Genomic DNA, 17196 nt, shown 5'->3' on the forward strand with positions numbered 1-17196 from the left:
CCTCGTCCGGCGTCGCCCCCGCGCAGCGCCGTCCCCCGGTGACCCCGGTCGAGCAGACCGTCGCCGCCACCTGGCGCGACGTCCTCGGCGTGCCCGAGGTCGGCCTGGACGACGACTTCTTCGAGCTGGGCGGTCACTCGCTGCTGGCGATCCGGATGCTGGCGCTGCTGCGCGAGGCGTACGGGCAGGTCGACGTCGGCGTGATGGACGTGTTCGCGCACCCGACGGTGCAGGGGCTGGCCGCGCTGATCGACGCCCCGACGGACCAGGAGCGGCAGCGTCCGCTGCTGTACGAGCTGACCCGGCCGGTCCCGGCGGACCAGCGTGTGCGCTCGTACGTGTGCGTGCCGTACGGCGGCGGGCTCGCCAGCATCTACCAGCCGCTCGCGGACGCGCTGCCGGCCGGGCACACGTTGTTCTCCGTGGCGATCCCCGGCCACGACGTCGGCGTCCGCGACACCGAGCTGCCCTTCGACGAGCTGGTCGAGCGGTGCGTGACCGAGATCCAGGAGCGGGTGGACGGCCCGCTGGTCCTGTACGGCCACTGCGTCGGCGGCGCGCTGCTGACCGGCATCGCCCGGCGGCTGCACGAGCGGGGACGCCCGATCGAGGCGATCTACGCCGGTGGCGTGTTCCCGACCGCCCGGCCGGACAACATGCTCGGCCGGCTCGTCGACTGGGCCGACTCCCGGGGCGCGGACCGGCGGTACGAGACGTTCCTGCGCTCGATCGGCGCGGAACTGGCCGACCTGGACCAGGCGCAGGTCGACCGGTTCGTCCACCACGTACGCCGGGAGGCCGCCGAGGCGCAGGAGCGGTTCACCGAGTGGCTGGACGGCGAGCCGGTCCGGGTGCCCGCACCGGTGATCTCCGTCGTCGGCACCCACGACGTGCTCACCGAGTACTACGAGGAGCGGTACCGCGAGTGGAGCTTCCTCGGCGAGTCCACAGCGCTCGTGGTGCTGGACGAGGCCGGGCACTACTTCGTCAAGCAGCGGGCCGAGGCGCTCGCCGAGGTGCTCACCCGTACCCATCCCCGGCTCGCCGAGCCGTCCGCCGCGCCGCGACAGGGTGACGGCTGGGCACTGGCGGCCACCAGCACCGATCCGGTCACCGCCGAGACCGGCGTGCAACCGGGCGTACGCCGGTTCCTGGCGATCACCGCCAGCCAGCTCATCTCGTCGACCGGCTCGGCGCTGACCCAGTGGGCGGTGCCGGTCTGGGTCTACCTGGAGACCGGGTCGATGCTGTGGTTCGGCCTGTCCGGGGTGATCGCCTACCTGCCGGCGCTGCTGGCGCTGCCGGTCGCCGGCGCGGTCGCGGACCGGTTCGACAGGCGCCGCGTGCTGCTGGCCGCGTGCGCGACGGCGGTGACAGCGGAGGCGCTGCTGGCGCTGCTGCTCTGGACCGACCGGCTGGGACTGGCGGCCGTCTACACGCTCGTGTGCGTGCTCGGCGCGGCGTCGGTGTTCCAACGCATCACCTACCTGGCCGCGATCCCGCAGGTGGTGCCGAAGCGCTACCTGGGGCACGCCAACGGCATCGCGCAGCTCGCGGTCGGGCTCAGCTCGCTCGCGGTGCCGCTGCTGGCGGCGGGCCTGCTCGCCGCGATCGGCCTGGCCGGCGTCCTGGTCATCGACATCGTCAGCTACGTGGTGGCGATCGGTGTGCTGGCCGCGGTGCGGTTCCCCGACCTGCTCGGCCGGCGCCGCAAGGAGCCGTTCCTGGCCGAGCTGATCGGCGGGGCGCGGATGACGTGGGCCGAGCCGGGCTTCCGGGCCATGCTGGGCTTCTTCTCGCTCTACAACCTGTGCCTGGCGAGCCTGCTGCTGGTACCGCCGATGGTGCTCGCGTTCGGCACGATGGGCCAGGTCGGCACCGTGGCGTTCGCCGAGGCGCTCGGCGCCGTCCTCGGTGGACTCGCCATCGCGGTGTGGGGCGGCCCGACCCGGCGCCGGATGCCCGCGCTGATCGCCATCGCGTTCGGCGTGGCGGTCAGCCTGGTGCTCAGCGGCGTCCGCCCGAGCCTGCTGCTGGTGGCGCTCGGCAGCTTCGGCGTGGGGCTGGGCCTGGGCCTGCACAACGGCATCTACCTGTCGATCATCCAGGTGAAGGTGCCGCAGCGGTTCCACAGCCGGGTGCTGGCGATCATCCAGACGCTGACCTGGGCGACGCTGCCGCTGGGCTTCGCCGTGCTGGTGCCGCTGAGCGGGTCGCTGCTGGAACCGATGTTCGCCCCCGGCGGCGCGCTGGCCGGCAGCGTCGGCGCGCTGATCGGAACCGGCCCCGGCCGTGGACTCGGGTTCGCGTTCGTGGTGTCCGGGCTGGCCCTGGCCGTGGTGGCGCTCGGCGCCTACGGCATACGCCGGCTGCGCCTGTTCGACACCGAGACCCCCGACGCGCCGGCGGACGCCACCGAGTGGCTACCGCACCTGCGCCGGGTCGACGATCTGTAGCCGCAGTTCCGAGGCGTAGGCCCGGCCGGCCCCGTCGGTCAGCCAGGCGTCGTCCGGGCCGGGCAGCAGCTCGGTGACGGTGAGCCCGACCCCGTCGCCGCCCTTGGTGTGCGCGCCGCGCAGCAGCGTGCACAGCAGCCGGGTGTAGACGCCGCTGGTCAGGTCCACGTAGCTGGGTTTGAGTTCGGTGTCGACCCGCACGAAGATCCGCTCGGGCAGGCCGAGCGCGAGCCGCCAGCGCCGTACCGCGAGGTAGCGTTCCCGCTCGCCCTTGACCGTGTGCAGGCCGGTCTCGCCCACAGTGGTGCGCCACGTCTCGCGGACCAGCACCAGGTCGTCGACTGTGACGCGCGGCGTGCGCCCGGCGTTGCCGGCCAGCTTCCACGTGTCGAACACCTGGTAGTCGAACAGCGGCGCGAACACCTCCAGCAGCGGCCACCGCCGCCCGTCGTCGGCGTGCGCGGAAAGGGTGCCGTCGTCGTCCGGCCGCACGGTCAGCGCGGTGATCGGCACGAGGCGGTCCGGGTCGGCGCCGGGAGCGCTGACGAACCCGAGCTGGGCGTCGGCGGGCCCGTGCAGCCACTCCGCGATCCGGGCGGTGTGCCGGGGCCAGTTCACCGGCGGCAGCAGCCGGACCCGGCCGCCGGGCAGGTCGGCGCGCATCCCGTCGCGCAGCCGCTGCGGGTCCGGGTGCCCGTACGCGAAGAAGTGCGTGTCGAACGCGGCCAGGGCCACGTGCAGCTCGCCGAGCACGACTGTGAAGTCCCCGCGCAGCAGCGCCGCCTCGTCCGGGGCGCACACGTGCACGTCCGGGCTGTGGATGCGGGCGGCGGCCCAGCCGGGCGCGTCGGCGGGGAACGCGGCGGCGACCCGCTCGGTCAGCGCGGCGGCGTCGAACCGCAGCTCCCGGGCGTCGGAGTCGGCGTCGGCCAGGCCGAGCACCGTCGCCCACCGGTCCAGGAACCCGGCGGTGACGGCGGCGGCGGGCGGATCCGCCCCGAACACCACCGCCTGCGCCAGGAACCACAGGTCGGCCACCGGCACGTCGTCGGTGGCCGACTCCGCCGCGAGGTCGCGGTACAGGGCGGCCAGCGCGTCGGCGTACGCCTGCCCGATCGCCGCGGTCAGCCACCGCGCCGACAGCAGCAGCGGTTCCAGCGGCGCGAGCCGTTCCAGTAGCGCGTCACCGAAGCGGACGTCCAGGTCGCGGACCGTCTCCAGGTGGCACAGCGTGCGCCCGGCGTACACCTCGCCGGGCTGCTGCCGCGCGGCCCGGCCGGTCAGTTCCACGAACCGCCGGTCCAACGCGGACATCGCCGCGGCCAGCGCGTCCGGGCCGTCGGCGGCGGCCACCGCGTCGCGCAGGTCGCTCACCGTCGCGAGGTCGCCGAGCACCCGCTCGCGGACCGTGTCGTCGCCGATCGCGGCGAGCTGCTCGCGCAACGCGTCCTCGGCGGTGAGGTCGACCGGCAGGTCGAAGCCGATCCGCAGCACGCCGCGCCCGGCCAGGTCGTCGAGCTGCGCGTGCACGTCAGCGGCCCGGCGGAAGCCGCTCGCCGGGTCCGCGAGCAGCGCGGCGACCAGGTCGGCCACGCGCGGTCCGCGCCGCGCCAGCGTGAGCAGCGCGGCCGTCGCCGCCGGAAGTGTCTGCGGTGGATGGTGCGGATGCCGCAGCACGCGGTCGCGCAGGCTCAGGCGCGGGGCGAGCCGCACCGGCAGCCAGTCCCGCACGCCGGGCACCCGGGCGAAGGCCTCCGCGAGCGCGTCCAGGCCCCACCGCTCCAGGAACACCTTCCGGTTACGCGTCAGCGCCGCGCCGGGACGCACCGTCGCGACCGGACCGCTGCCGCCCAGCTCGGTCCAGCAGATCGGGCCGAAGAAGCCCACCGTGTCGTTCTTCAGGCAGTACCGCTGCCAGTACTTCGCGACGACCTCCTCCCGGTGCCGCCGGCGCAGATTGCGCGGGGCGTGCGGGCCGTCGCGCCGGATCGCGTCGACGGCGAGCAGGACCGCAGGGTTCTGCCAGGTCAGCGCCGTACGGAAGGCGTCGTCGCAGGCGATGTCGTAGACCGCCTGCCCGAGGTCGGCCGCGGCGGCGTCGAACGCCGCAGCGAACTCCGCGGCGTCGCCGTCCCCGCGCAGGTGCCGGTCGGCCGCCTCCGCGAGCGCCGGAGCGGCGAACCGGCTCATCCCGTCAGCCGGAAAACCGGCCGACCGGAGCAACGCGGAACGCCATACGTGCCAACGGGTTCCGGGCAGGGACGTGAGATGCTCTCGGGGCATGGGGGAATGGTAAGCAGCGGCGGATCTGCGGCGGGACGGTCGAGCATGAGCTTCGGGCTGGTGTCCTTCGGTGAGGCGCTCGGCGACCCGGCGCCCGTCGCCGACGTGGTGGCGCAGTACACCGACGACGTCAACCGCGTCCTCGGGTACGGCTACCGGCGGGTGCACCGCGCCGCGCCGGACGTCGGCCTGACCGACCTCGCCGAGCGGGCCGCCCGCCGCGCCCTGGACGCCGCCACGCTGCCCGCCGCGCAGGTGGACCTGCTGGTGCTCGCCGTCACCGACCTCACCGAACACCTCTACTGGGACGCCGCCGCCGACCTGGCGTACCGGCTCGGCGCGGCCGGCGCCGAAGCGGTGCTGCTCACCCAGGCGTGCACCACCGGCGTGCTCAGCCTCGACACCGTCGCCGGCAAGTTCGCCACCCACCCGGAGTACGCCACCGCGCTCGTGGTGGCCGCGAACCGGACCTGCGAGGCGTACTGGAACCGGATGGACACCCAGCCGATGGTGTTCTCCGACGGCGCGGTGGCCACAGTGGCCCGGCGCGGGCACCCCCGGCTGCGCTGGCAGGTCACCGAGGCGGCCACCGACGGCCGCTACGCCGGGTTCTACCGGCTCGACGGCGGTGGCGCGGCGGCGCCGTTCGCACCCGGTGCCGAGCCGCCCGCCGCCCGCGACGTGTGGCACGTGATGGAGTTCTTCGACTACGACCCCGAGCAGTTCGCGCAGTACGCCCGCCACCTCGACGAGCGGATGGTGCGGGTCACCGAACGCGCCTGCGAGCGGGCCGGCGTCACAGTCGCCGACCTGGCGCGGCTGATCCTGGTCGCCGACAACGAACGCGCCATGACGTCGCTCGCCGAGGCCCACAAGGTGCCGCCGGAGCGGACCAACCGGGAGCTGGCGGCCGAGTACGGGCATCTCGGCGCGGCGGACCAGCTGTTCGGACTGAGCCGCCTGTTCGACGCCGGTGAGCTGCACGACGGCGACCGGGTCGCGTTGATCTCGTTGGGCCGGGGCACCCACTGGGCCTGTACGATCATCGAGGTATGAGCATGTCCAGCCGGCTGGTGCGGCTCGTCGCCGACGTGCTGGAACTGCCCGTCGACCAGGTCGACGCGCAGACCGGCCCCGCGACCAGCGCCGCGTGGGTGAGCCTGCGTCACCTCCAGATCGTCGCGGCCGTCGAGGACGCGTACCGGATCTCGCTGACGCCCCGGGAGATCCGGACCGTGCGGTCGGTGGCCGACCTGCGCGCGCTGCTCGCCCAGCGGGGTGTGCCGGAGTGACAACCGCCCCGGCCCCGCTCGACGACGCCGACCTCGACGCGGGGCTGCTCATCCGCCGCTTCGAGGAGCACCTGCTGCGCCTGTACGCCGACGGTCACCTCGCCGGCACCACGCACACCTGCCTCGGCCAGGAGTACGTCCCGGTCGCGCTGGCCCCGCTGCTGACCGGCGACTTCGTGTTCAGCAACCACCGCGGCCACGGGCACTACCTGGCGCACTGCGGCGACCCGGAGGGCCTGCTGGCGGAACTGCTCGGCCGCGAGGGCGGGGTGTGCCACGGGTACGGCGGCAGCCAGCACCTGCGCCGGGACCGGTTCCTGTCCACCGGCGTGCAGGGGGAGAGCCTGCCTGCCGCTGTCGGCGTGGGGCTGCACCTCAACCGCACCGGGCAGGACGCGATGGTGGTGGCGTACATCGGCGACGGGACCTGGGGCGAGGGCGCTGTCTACGAGGCACTGAACATGGCCGCGCTGTGGCGGGTGCCGCTGCTCGTGGTGGTCGAGCACAACCGGATCGCCCAGTCCACCCCGACCACCGCGCAGCTCGCCGGCACCATCGCCGGCCGGGTCGCCGGGTTCGGCATCACCGTCAGCGAGTCCGAATCGCTCGACCTCACCGAGGTACGCGCCGCCGCCGCGCCGCACGTCGAGCGGGTCCGCGCCACCCGGACGCCGCACGTGCTCGTGCAGCACACGGTCCGGCTCGGCCCGCACAGCAAGGGCGACGACACCCGGCCCGCCGGCGAACTCGACCGGCTGCGCCGCCTCGACTGGCTCCAGCGGTACGCCGAGGCGTACCCGGAGCGGTTCGCGGCCGCCGACGCGCGGGCCCGGCAGCGGGTCGCGGAGGTCTCGGCCGAGGTGCTGGCCCGGCCGCTCGCGCGCGGAGCGGCGGCGTGACGCGCGCCGAACGGGTCAGCCGCAACCTCAACCGGGCCCTGCACGCGCTGTTCGCCGCCGACGAGCGGGCCTGGCTGCTGGGGGAGGACGTCGCCGACCCGTACGGCGGGGCGTTCAAGGTGACCCAGGGGCTCTCCACCGCCTACCCGGACCGGGTGCTGTCGACGCCGCTGAGCGAGAACGGCATCACCGGCGTCGCGGGCGGCCTGGCGTTGTGCGGCGACACAGTGATCGTCGAGATCATGTTCGGGGACTTCGCCGGTCTCGCCTTCGACCCGATCCTCAACCTGATCACCAAGTCCGTCGCCATGTACGGCGAGCGCACCCCGATGCGGGTGGTGATCCGCTGCCCGGTCGGCGGCGGGCGGGGCTACGGCGCGACGCACAGCCAGAGCCCCCAGAAGCACTTCATCGGCATCCCGCACCTCGCGCTGTACGAGCTGTCCCCGCTGCACGACGCGGCCGACGTGCTGGCCGCCGCGCTGCGCCGGGACGAACCGGCGATGCTGTTCGAGGACAAGGTCCTCTACACCCGGCGGCGGTACGTGGACGGCCGCGTCGACGACCGCCTCGCCTTCGAACTGCGCGGCGCGGACGGCAACTGGGCCCGCGTCCACGACCCGGACGCCACCGGCGCGCCCACGCTCGTCATCGCGCCGGGCGGGGTCGCCGACCGGGCGATAGCCGCCGCCACCCGGGCCGCCGAGCGGGGACGTACGGTCGAGGTGCTGGTCCCGGCGCGGCTCTACCCGGTGGACGTGGACGGCCTGCGCGACCTGCTCGACGGCGCGCACGGCGTGATCGTCGCCGAGGAGAGCACCGCGGGCGGTACGTGGGGGAGCGAGGTCGCCGCCCGCCTGCACGCCGAGGCCTGGCCGCTGCTGCGCGGCCCGGTAGAGCTGGTCAGCTCCGCCGACCGGGTCATCCCGTCCGCGCCGCACCTGGAACGGACGGTGCTGCTCGGCACGGAGGCGATCCTGGACCGGATCATGCGCCTGCCCGCCGCGGTTCCGGTGCCGCGCACCGATTCCTCGCCTGCCGGTCCGCCGCCGCCGGATCCGACCTCGGCGGCGCCGTCGGGCGTCCCGGTGGACGTACCCCGGCTCAACCCCAACGACGACAGCTACGTGCTGCTGGAATGGCTGGTCGCGGACGGCGCCACGGTCGAGGCCGGTGAGCCGGTCGCGGCGGTCGAGACGTCCAAGGCGATCGAGGAGCTGGCCGCGACGCAGGCCGGAGTGCTGCGCCAGGACGTGGCCGTCGGCGCCGACTGTGCGCCGGGCGCACCCATCGGCCGGATCCTGCCCGCCCCGGTGCCGCTGCCGGCCGTGCCCGCCCCGGTGCCGCTGCCGGCTGTGCCCGCCCCGGTGCCGCCGGGACGGCCGCTGCCACCCGCACAGCGCCGCATCGCCGACGTGGTGGCCACCTCGCACCGGGAGATCCCGGTGGCCTTCACCGCCGTGCGCGTCGACGTGACGGCCGCGCTCGCGTACGCCCGCCGCGCCGCCGACGAGACCGGCGCCGCGGTCGGCCTGACCGAGGTCGTCATCGCCGCCGTGGCCGCGCTGCACGAGCGGTTCCCCGCTCTCTACGCCCGGCTCACCGACGACGGCCTGATCCTCGACGCGGAAGCGCCGTCGATCGGGCTCACCGTCGACGTCGGCACCGGACTGTTCCTGCCGGTGATCCGGGACGCGGCCGCGCTGGACCTCGGCGACCTCGCCGACGCCGTGGTCGCGCTGCGGATGAAGGCGCTGCGCGGCCGGCTCCGCGAGGAGGACATGGCCGGCATGAACCTCCTGGTCGCGCTCAACGACACACCCGGCGTCACGGTGGCCCGGCCGATCATCCCGCCCGGCGTCACCTGCGCCCTGTCGGTGCCGGACGTGCACCGCGAGGTCGTGCTCGACGGCGACGGCGGGGTACGCGAGCGCACGGTGGCGGACCTGGGCCTGGCCTACGATCACCGGCTGGTCAACGGGGCGCAGGCCGGGGCGTACCTGGCCGCGCTCGGCGACGCGCTGCAACGGTGAGGAGGCCCGCCCGGGGCGCGTGACCTGCGTTACCTCTCGCCGGGACGGGAATGTGATCACCGGGGGCGCATTTGACTCACTGTGTGAGTGCCGCACCCTCCCGCGCCCGGTCGCACGACCGGGCCGGGACGCCCCAGACGACCGATGCCGCCCCGACGCCCACCCCGGGCGACCTGATGAGCCGGAGCCGGCGGCTCAAGCTCGTGCTGGTCCTCGGCTCGCTGATCGCCGTGGGGCCGCTGACGATCGACATGTACCTGCCCGCGCTGCCCGCGATCGTCACCGACTTCGCGACCACGTCGGCGGCGGTCCAGTTGACGCTCACCGGCACGCTCGCCGGGCTCGCCGTCGGGCAGTTGCTGATCGGGCCGTTGTCGGACGCGGTCGGGCGGCGCCGCCCGCTGATCGCCGGTCTCCTGCTGCACATCGTGGCGTCGGCGCTGTGCGTGGTCGCCCCGAACATCGCCGTCCTGGGCGTCCTGCGCGTCGTGCAGGGCCTCGGTGTCGCCGCGACCGCTGTGGTGGCGATGGCTGTGGTGCGTGACCTGTTCACCGGGTCGGCGTTCGCCACGATGCTGTCCCGGCTGCTGCTGGTGATGGGCGCGGCACCGGTCCTCGCCCCGACGCTGGGCGGCGGCGTGCTGCGGTGGACCGACTGGCGCGGCGTCTTCGTGGTCCTGGCCGTCTTCGGGGTGCTGCTCGTCGCGCTGGCCACGCTCGCGCTGCCGGAGACGCTGCCGCCCGCGCGCCGCCGGCGCGGCGGGATCGTCGCGACCGTGATGACGTACGGCGGGCTGCTGCGGGACCGGGTCTTCGTCGGCCTCGTCCTGGTCGCCGGGCTGGCCATGGCCGCGCTGTTCGCGTACGTCGCGGGCTCGTCGTTCGTGCTGCAGGACGGGTACGGGCTCGACGAGCAGGAGTTCGGCCTGGCGTTCGGCGCGGGCGCGATCGGCCTGATCGGCGCCACCCAGTACAACGTGCGGCTGCTGCGGCGCTACCCGTCGCAGTGGATCCTGGTGACCTCGCTGGTGGCGGGCACGGTGGCCGGGCTGGCCCTGGTGGTGTTCGCCGCGACCGGCTTCGGTGGGCTGCCCGCCCTGCTGGTGTCGCTGTGGCTGGTGCTGGCGGCGGCGGGCCTGGCCATGCCGAACGCCCCGGCGCTGGCGCTGTCCCGTCACGGCGAGGCGGCCGGCACCGCGTCCGCGCTGCTCGGCGCGGTGCAGTTCGGCGTGGGCGCGGTGGCCGCGCCGCTGGTGGGCGTACTCGGCACCGGCGCGGTGGCGATGGCGCTGGTGGTGGCCGGCGGCATGGTGGTGGCGCTGGTGGTGCTGCTGGCGGTCGTGCGGCCGTCCCAGCTCGCCGGACTGGAGGCGGCGCCGGCGGTCGCCGTCGCGCACTGACCGGGCCGCCCGGATCGCACCGGGTGCGCGCGGTGCCTACGCTGCTGCCATGACCGCCCCGGCCCGCATCCTGGTCGAGGGGATCCACGGCTCCGGCAAGTCGACGCTCGCCGCGCATCTGGCGCAGCGGTTCGGCCTGCCCTGGCATCCGGTCGACGACCTGCTGTGGGAGCCCGGCTGGGTCGAGGTGCCGGTGGCGGAGCAGCGTCGCCGGATCGAGGCGATCTGTCGGCGCGACAGCTGGATCCTCGACGGCGCGTACCACGGCTGGCGGGACGTGGTCCTCGGCCGCGCCGACCTGGTGATCGGCCTGGACCTTCCGCGCGGGGTCTCGTTCCGGCGGCTGCTGCGGCGCACGCTGCGGCGGCTGGCCGGCGGGGAGCTGATCTGCAACGGCAACCGGGAGACACTGCGCAGCGTGCTGTCCCGGGACTCGATCCTGGTGTGGCACCTGACCGGTTTCGGCCGGGCACGCCGACGCCTGCGGGCCTGGGCGGCCGACCCGGCCGGACCGCCGGTGCTGCTGTTCGGCGACCAGGCCGCGCTCGACGCCTGGCTGGCCCGCGGAGCGCCGCTGCCGCCGCATCCCGGTCCGGACCGGGGCGGCCTGCGGCCGCTGACGTGACTACATGGGGAAGCGGCCCCGGCGCCACTGCCAGTGCCGACCGGCCCGGAGGTGGTCGATGACCGCGCGCTGGAGCACGGTACGGCGCGGCAGCCGGTCCAGCGGCGTGTCCAGGGTGCGGAACACGAACCGCAGCACCTCGACGTCGCCGTCCAGCCCGGGCTGCTCCTGGTAGGGCTCCAGCGTGAACCGCCGCTGGAACCGGACGATGTTGGAGTCCTCCGGCAGGTACTCGCGCAACTGCGGGTCGAGCAGCCAGGAGCCGCAGGAGAACGCGGTGTAGCGCTCGCCGGGGAAGTGGCGCGGGAAGAACGCGCGGGCCCGGTCCAGCGACGCGTCGACCGCCTCCGGGGTCAGCGGTCCGGCGTCCGGGATGTGCAGGTCGATCGCCTCGGCGTCGCCGCGCTGGTGCTGGAGCCGGCCCAGCTCGTAGAGGCCGCCGCGCGCGTGCAGCGTCAGCCAGCACTGCATGACCGGCCAGCCCTCGCCGTTCATCCGCCTGTCGACGGCGAGGTTGTTGCCCAGGTCGGCGAGCGTCGCCCAGGACACGTCGTCGGGGACGCCGTGGTCGCTGTGGTAGGCCCGGACCACGTCGACCAGTGCGAGGTACGCGTACGTGTAGAGGTGCCGCCAGGCCGGGCCCCGTTCGCGGGGCAGCGCCGGGCCGGGCGGTAGCCAGGCGTGGCCGCCGAGGTCGGCGCAAACCAGGGCGATCGAGCGGTCGAGCAGCCAGCGCAGCTCCGGGGTCCACAGTGGCGAGCCGGGCTCCGGCCAGCCCGCCAGGATCTCGGCGGCGTCGTCGGGGCGGACCGCGAGCCGGGCCAGCAGGGCGGGCGCGTCCGCCCGGTCGGGCAGCGGCGCGGAGGGCCGGTCACCGGCGAGCCGGTGAACCCGGTCGACCTCCTCGGCGGGCACGCCGAGCCGGCCGGCGACGTCATCGGCATCCATGGCGGTGACGCTACCGGCCGGCGCCTGCCCCGACAGCCCCGTGCGTGCTCAGCGGCGTTGCTGGCACGGCACGCAGAAGCGGGCCGAGGGCAGGATCTCCAGGCGGGCGGTCGGGATGTCCTGCCCGCACCGCTCGCAGACGCCGTACGTGCCCTCGGACATCCGCTTCAGCGCCTGGGCGGTGTCCGCGACGCCCTGCCGGGCGGTCTCGATCAGCCGGCGCAGCGTGTCCGGGTCGTGGCCGCCGTAGTCGGGCTGCCGCGTGTGCAGCGTCAGCTCGGTGAGCTGGTCGGTGTACTCGCCGAACTGCCGGTCCAGCAGTTCGCGCAACGTGTCGGTGCGGTCGAGGGCGTGCGTCATGATCAGGCGCTCCTTTCCGGGCGGCGCTGGGTGTCGTGCGGGTGTCGCAGGGCCGAGATGGCGGCCATGCCGGCGCCGGTCAGCGCGGCGGTACGGGGTGACGCGGCGCGGTGCACCGTCGCGCCGAGCGTGGCGACCAGGCGGGCGGTCACGTCGGGCCGGGTGGCGCCGTCACCGATGACGATCGGGCCACGGGCCAGCGCGTCGCGGACCAGAGGCCGCAGTGTCGCGTCCTGACGCAGCTCGCGTACCAGCCGGGAGGTGGTGTCGGCGAGCATGGCGGCGGTCGTCGCGTGGTTGAGGTCCCGGGTGCCGACCTCGGCCCGGCGGGCGGCGACCACCCGGCCGTCCTCCAGCAGCGCCACCTCGGTGAGCTGGGCGCCGATGTCGGCGACCAGCAGGGTGCCGGCGGCGGCGCCGGCGCCGATGGCGCCCGCCCGGACGCTGTCGAGGAACAGCAGCCGGGACGGCGCGAGCACGGCGGTGAGCACGCGGCGCGTCGCCTCCTGCTCGGCCGGCGCGGCGAGCACCGGACGGCAGGCCACGACGAGCGCCCCGACCGGGACCGGGGTGCGGTGGTCGCGCAGGATCCGGCGCAGCTCGGAGACGCAGGCCGGACCGTCGACGATCCGGCCGCGCCGGACGACCGGGCTGCGCAGGCCGTGACCGAGCGGGACGCTCAGCGTCCGGCCCGGTCCCAGCCAGATCCGCAGCAGGCTGCTGCCGAGGTCCACGGCGATCGGCGCCGCGTCGACTGTGACCGGCGGGCGGCTGCCGTGGGAGCGGCCGATCAGCATGCCGGTACGGGCCGGAGGGCGAATGGCTGTGACAAGGTGCGGCATACCGACCTCTCTCGGATCAGGGTGCCCAACCGGGCGGTGGACGGTGCGGGGAAGGGGCGTGGCCGGGGCCGCGGGCGTCGGATTCACTCGACGACGCCGGCGGCCGGGGGCTCAGACGCGCTTCTGGTCGCCGCTCGCAGATCGGGACGCGAGGAGTCCGGCGGACACCGGTGGCGGAGCCATCGACGTGCGGGTCATGCTCACCACCTCCTCGCTGCTCGGGTACCGCCTCGGACCTCCAGCGTCGCCTGGAACACCACGCGCGGCAGTGCACGCCACCGGCCAACAAAGGGCGCAATGATTGCCGGTGGCCGGAACCCGGATCCGCCCGTCCCCCGTGGCTATGGTTGACACATGGAGAACGCGAGCTCAGCTCGAACGTCCACCGCGTCGCCCTAGCTGTAATGCCCAGCAGCGTTGTTGACGCGGCTGATGGGTGGTTTGCCGCCGAGCGAGGTGTGGTTGCGGTGGTGGTTGTAGGTGTGCAGCCAGGCGGGTAGAGCGTCAGCGCGTTGCTGGTTGTTGGTGAAGGGTTGGGCGTAGGCCCATTCGTCGCACAGGGTGCGGTTGAAGCGTTCGGCTTTGCCGTTGGTCTGTGGTCGGTAGCGGCGGGTGAAGCGGGCGGTGGCACCGAGGTCGGTCAGGGCCTGGTGCCAGGCTCGGCCGCGGCGGTAGGTCAATGCGTTGTCGGTCGTGACGCGTTCGACGCGGGTGATTCCGTGGGTGGCGAAGTGCTCGGCGGCGCGGCGGAGGAAGCCGGCACAGGTGTCGGTCTTCTCGTCGGGGTGGATCTCGGCGTAGGCGAGACGGGTGTGGTCGTCGATGGCGCAGTGCACGTAGTCGAAGCCGACACGGCCGGCGGTGCGGGCACGGCGGTGTTCCAGGCTGTCGCGGCCCAAGATGCGCCAGCCGCCGCCGTCGCGAACCCGGCCGAGTTTCTTGACGTCGACGTGGATCAGCTCGCCGGGCCGGTCGCGCTCGTAGCGGCGGATGAGCTGACCGGTGGGCCGGTCGAGCCAGGCCAGGCGGTGTAGACCGTGCCGCGTCAGAACGGCGTGCACCGTCGAGGCCGGCATCCCGAGCAACGGTCCGAGCCGGCGAGCCCCGAGTTTGCGTTCCTGGCGCAGTTGGCAGACCCGCGCCTCCAACTGGGCGGGCGTCTTGTGCGGCTGGTGGTGAGCCCGGCTGGATCGATCCCGCAGACCAGCGTCGCCCTCGGCCCGCCACCGCTGTAGCCACTTGTAGCCGGTGGCCCGAGAACAGCCCAGTTCCTTCACGACGTGGGCCACCGGCCGACCCTGGTCAACGACACGCGTGATGAGCAGCCGCCGGCCGTGGATGGTCAGCCGGGCATTACGGTGGGCCATGGAGACCTCCGGTTCCGTGTGGGCGTCAGCACCTCACACCTCGCCGGAGGTCTCGCCTCGTCTCAAGCCGCCACGCCGTCAACAACCCTCATGGGCATTACACCTAGCGCCGGCCGGCTCCGGCGGGCCCCACGGCGGCCGCGTCCGAAGGAGGTCCCCGTGATCATCGAACGTACGACCCTCCCCGGCATCGGGGTCCGGCACACGCTGACCACGGAGGAGGGCCGCCGCATCGGCGTGATCGACTACCAGGTCGGCGGCCGGCGCGACGTCGTCCACGACGACCCGGACGACCCGGACCGCATGGTCACGCTCACCCTCACCCGCGACGAGGCGTCGGCCCTGGCCAACCTGCTCGGCTTCCCGGAGCTGGTCGCCGTACCGGCCTGAGCCGCCTGTCACACCGGCGGCGGACCCGGACCGGCGGCGGCGCTATGCCGGCAGCGGCCGGCGCGGCCAGTCCAGCGCCCGCGCGCCGAGCACGGCGGCGTGCAGCGTGAACCGGTCCCGCGCGTCGGCGGGGTCGTAGCCGCTCAACGCCCGGATCCGGGCCAGCCGGTAGGTGACCGTGCGCACCGACACGTGCAGCCGGCGGGCGGCCTCGGTCGACACCTCGCCGCAGGCGAAGTACTCGTTCAGTGTGTCCAGCAGCGGCTCGGCGCCGCCGCGCGCCTGGGCCAGCGGCGTCAGCACCGCCCGTACCAGGTCGACCATGGCGGGCTGGTCGCGCAGCAGCACCCGGTAGATCAGCAGGTCGTGCGCATCGATCACGGATGCCTCGCTGTGCAGGCGCCGCGCCGTGGTGAGCGCCTCCCGGGCCTCCTCGTACGAGCGGGCGATGCCGTAGACGCCCGGGTGCGGGCGGCCCACCGCCACCTGCCACGGCCGGCCCCGCACCAGCCGGTCCAGCTCGCCGTGCATCAGCGTGCCCAGGTTGCCGGTCGCTCCGGCGCCGCGGCCCCGGTCGGCGGTGACCGGGTCCGCCGGGGCGACCACCACGAGCAGCCCTTCCTTCGTGGCCACCAGCACGTCCCGGTCACCGAGCCGGTCGAAGATGACCCGCTCCAGCGCGCTGATCGCCGCCTCCGTGTCCGGCAGCCGCCGGCCGGGCGCGGCGAGAGCGACCTGGTGCACCCGGGCCAGGTCCAGGCCGAACGGCTCGGCCCGTTCCACCAGCCCGCCCAGGTCGGAGTCGCCGCGCAGCAGGTCGTCGACGAGTTCCCTTCGCAGCGACTCCTCGCGCCGGACGAGTTCCCGGCGGGCCACCGCGTACCCCTCGGCGAGCGTGGCCACGGCGGTGTCGACCACGTGCAGGACGGCGTCGGCGGCGGCGCGGACCGCCTCGCTGTCGTCGGACCGGTCCAGGTGGGGAAGCTGCCGCCAGACACGCCGCGCCGCGGACAGGTAGAGGCGTACCGCGCGGCCGGCGGAGATCCCCTGCTCGGCCGCGCGCCGGCCCAGCGCGCCGACCGCGTCGAGTTCGGCTCGGCGGGGACGGCGGCCGGTCACCGCCGCGTCGGTCAGCAGCCGCAGGTAGTCGCCGAGCAGCTCCACCGGCACGCCGCCCGCGTCGGCACCCGCCTCGCGGGCCACCTCGGCCAGCCACTGCTCGTCCTCGCCGCCCGCCACCGGTGCCGGCCGGCGGACGTTGTCGGTCATCGCGGTCTCCCCGGACGGGGCCGGCACCGGACGCCGGCCCACCGCACCAGCCTAGGCGGCGGGTCCGGCCGGTCCGCCGGTCATCCCCGCGACTGTGGTTCCGGGTCGATCACCACCGCCGGGCCGGTCCGCCGCCCGCCGCGAGGGCCGCGGGTCAGCAGCTGCGCCGTCCGCGCCGGGTCGTCGCCTGCGGCCACCTGATCGAGTACGCGCAACCAGCGCTCTCCGTGCGCGTCGGTGAAGCCGGTGCCGACGACGGCGATCCGGCGGCCGGTGACCGGGCCGGGCGTGGCGCGTCCGGCCGGTTCCGTCGACCCGATCGGCGGCCCGTCCGGTACCCCGGCGGGTTCGGCGCGGTTCCCGGCTGCGACCACGAGATCCGGCGATCCGCACCGCACCGCCCGGACCGCCCCGGCGCGGTCCACGTCCACGATCGTGGCACGCAGGTGACCCGCCGGGGCGAGATCGCGTACCACCCGGTCGAGCGCGTCGACCAGGTGCGGCACTGTGCGCCGCGGTCCGGCGGCGGCCCGGCGGAACGCCTGCTCGATCGCCCGGCGTCCGGCGGGGGTGTCCAGCGCGGCGCCGCTGACCGTGCCGAGCAGGACACGCAGTCCACCGCCGCGGACCGGGACGGCGGCGCCGATCTCGCCGGCCGTGCCGCAGATCGCCAGCGCGGCGCTCCCGGCCCCGGCCGGCACGGTGAACACGGCGACGTCCGGCGGCGCGGCGGCGCGCGCCACGGTCGCGGTACGCGTCCGGCGGCGGGCCCACGCCAGGACCGGCACCGCGGCCAGGCCGGCCGCCGAGGCGAGCAGCGCCTGCGGGTCGCTGCGGTGGCCGGGGATCACCGGTACGACGACTGACAGCGCGACCAGCACGCCCGCCCACGCCGACACCAGCGCCGCCACCCGGGGCCGGGCCGAGACGCCGAGCAGGCCGGGCAGCAGCACCCAGCCGACCGGCGTGCTGACCTCGGCGAGGCCCATCAGCATCGCGTTCCCGGTGGTGCCCGCCAGGGCGGCTCGCATC

Annotated in this window: 15 protein-coding genes (1 of these 15 only partly in view); 8 read left to right on the top strand and 7 right to left on the bottom strand. The window is 74.9% G+C overall.

Going from position 1 to position 17196, the window contains the following annotated elements:
• Window positions 1-2456 carry the final stretch of a non-ribosomal peptide synthetase/MFS transporter gene (locus MICAU_RS13190; protein WP_013285808.1) on the top strand. The gene continues 2845 nt to the left of window position 1, outside the view, so the window shows 2456 of its 5301 coding nt (coding positions 2846-5301); the start codon falls outside the window, past its left edge; the stop codon is at window positions 2454-2456.
• On the opposite strand, the gene MICAU_RS13195 is transcribed toward MICAU_RS13190, so the two are convergent.
• Entirely contained in the window at window positions 2424-4646 is a 2223-nt protein-coding gene (locus MICAU_RS13195) for a lantibiotic dehydratase (protein WP_244879759.1), read from the bottom strand. The two genes, MICAU_RS13190 and MICAU_RS13195, sit on opposite strands and share 33 nt — an antisense overlap.
• A gap of 138 nt (window positions 4647-4784) precedes the next feature.
• Here MICAU_RS13195 and MICAU_RS13200 point away from each other — a divergent pair, with 138 nt between their 5' ends.
• The 6 genes from MICAU_RS13200 to MICAU_RS13225 all read left to right on the top strand — a co-directional run bounded on the left by MICAU_RS13200 (window position 4785) and on the right by MICAU_RS13225 (window position 10988).
• Window positions 4785-5795 carry a 3-oxoacyl-[acyl-carrier-protein] synthase III C-terminal domain-containing protein gene (locus MICAU_RS13200; RefSeq protein WP_013285810.1) on the top strand — a complete coding sequence of 337 codons (1011 nt, stop codon included), beginning with the start codon at window positions 4785-4787 and terminating at the stop codon, window positions 5793-5795.
• Entirely contained in the window at window positions 5792-6031 is a 240-nt protein-coding gene (locus MICAU_RS13205; RefSeq protein ID WP_225319539.1) for an acyl carrier protein, read from the top strand. Before MICAU_RS13200 ends, MICAU_RS13205 begins: the two co-directional genes overlap by 4 nt.
• On the top strand, window positions 6028-6930 hold the full coding sequence (locus MICAU_RS13210; RefSeq protein ID WP_013285812.1) for a thiamine pyrophosphate-dependent dehydrogenase E1 component subunit alpha: 903 nt from the start codon (window positions 6028-6030) through the stop codon (window positions 6928-6930). Before MICAU_RS13205 ends, MICAU_RS13210 begins: the two co-directional genes overlap by 4 nt.
• Window positions 6927-8963, top strand: coding sequence for a 2-oxo acid dehydrogenase subunit E2 (locus MICAU_RS13215; RefSeq protein WP_013285813.1), 2037 nt, complete (start codon window positions 6927-6929; stop codon window positions 8961-8963). The genes MICAU_RS13210 and MICAU_RS13215 overlap by 4 nt, the downstream gene beginning before the upstream one ends.
• 176 nt (window positions 8964-9139) lie before the next feature.
• Window positions 9140-10363, top strand: coding sequence for a multidrug effflux MFS transporter (locus MICAU_RS13220; protein ID WP_013285814.1), 1224 nt, complete (start codon window positions 9140-9142; stop codon window positions 10361-10363).
• 49 nt (window positions 10364-10412) lie between these two features.
• Window positions 10413-10988 (top strand): P-loop NTPase family protein, encoded by a 576-nt coding sequence (locus tag MICAU_RS13225; protein WP_013285815.1) that lies wholly within the window; start codon window positions 10413-10415, stop codon window positions 10986-10988.
• Here the strand turns inward: MICAU_RS13225 and MICAU_RS13230 are convergent, their stop codons facing one another.
• From MICAU_RS13230 to MICAU_RS13245, 4 genes are all read right to left on the bottom strand, one after another.
• Entirely contained in the window at window positions 10989-11936 is a 948-nt protein-coding gene (locus MICAU_RS13230) for an acyltransferase domain-containing protein (protein WP_013285816.1), read from the bottom strand.
• A gap of 48 nt (window positions 11937-11984) precedes the next feature.
• Window positions 11985-12296, bottom strand: coding sequence for a TraR/DksA family transcriptional regulator (locus tag MICAU_RS13235; RefSeq protein ID WP_013285817.1), 312 nt, complete (start codon window positions 12294-12296; stop codon window positions 11985-11987).
• Between the two features lie 2 nt (window positions 12297-12298).
• Window positions 12299-13138 carry a rod shape-determining protein gene (locus tag MICAU_RS13240; protein ID WP_013285818.1) on the bottom strand — a complete coding sequence of 280 codons (840 nt, stop codon included), beginning with the start codon at window positions 13136-13138 and terminating at the stop codon, window positions 12299-12301.
• Window positions 13139-13533: 395 nt separating this feature from the next.
• Entirely contained in the window at window positions 13534-14505 is a 972-nt protein-coding gene (locus MICAU_RS13245; RefSeq protein WP_013285819.1) for an IS481 family transposase, read from the bottom strand.
• 159 nt (window positions 14506-14664) lie between these two features.
• Here MICAU_RS13245 and MICAU_RS13250 point away from each other — a divergent pair, with 159 nt between their 5' ends.
• On the top strand, window positions 14665-14895 hold the full coding sequence (locus MICAU_RS13250) for a cation:proton antiporter regulatory subunit (RefSeq protein ID WP_013285820.1): 231 nt from the start codon (window positions 14665-14667) through the stop codon (window positions 14893-14895).
• A gap of 42 nt (window positions 14896-14937) precedes the next feature.
• Here the strand turns inward: MICAU_RS13250 and MICAU_RS13255 are convergent, their stop codons facing one another.
• Window positions 14938-16164 carry a PucR family transcriptional regulator gene (locus tag MICAU_RS13255; protein WP_013285821.1) on the bottom strand — a complete coding sequence of 409 codons (1227 nt, stop codon included), beginning with the start codon at window positions 16162-16164 and terminating at the stop codon, window positions 14938-14940.
• Between the two features lie 80 nt (window positions 16165-16244).
• The gene (locus tag MICAU_RS13260; RefSeq protein ID WP_013285822.1) at window positions 16245-17195 is read right to left on the bottom strand and encodes a hypothetical protein; all 951 of its coding nucleotides are present in this window, start codon (window positions 17193-17195) and stop codon (window positions 16245-16247) included.
• Window position 17196: the final 1 nt, after the last annotated feature.

This window comes from Micromonospora aurantiaca ATCC 27029, from assembly GCF_000145235.1.
Classification (GTDB): domain Bacteria; phylum Actinomycetota; class Actinomycetes; order Mycobacteriales; family Micromonosporaceae; genus Micromonospora; species Micromonospora aurantiaca.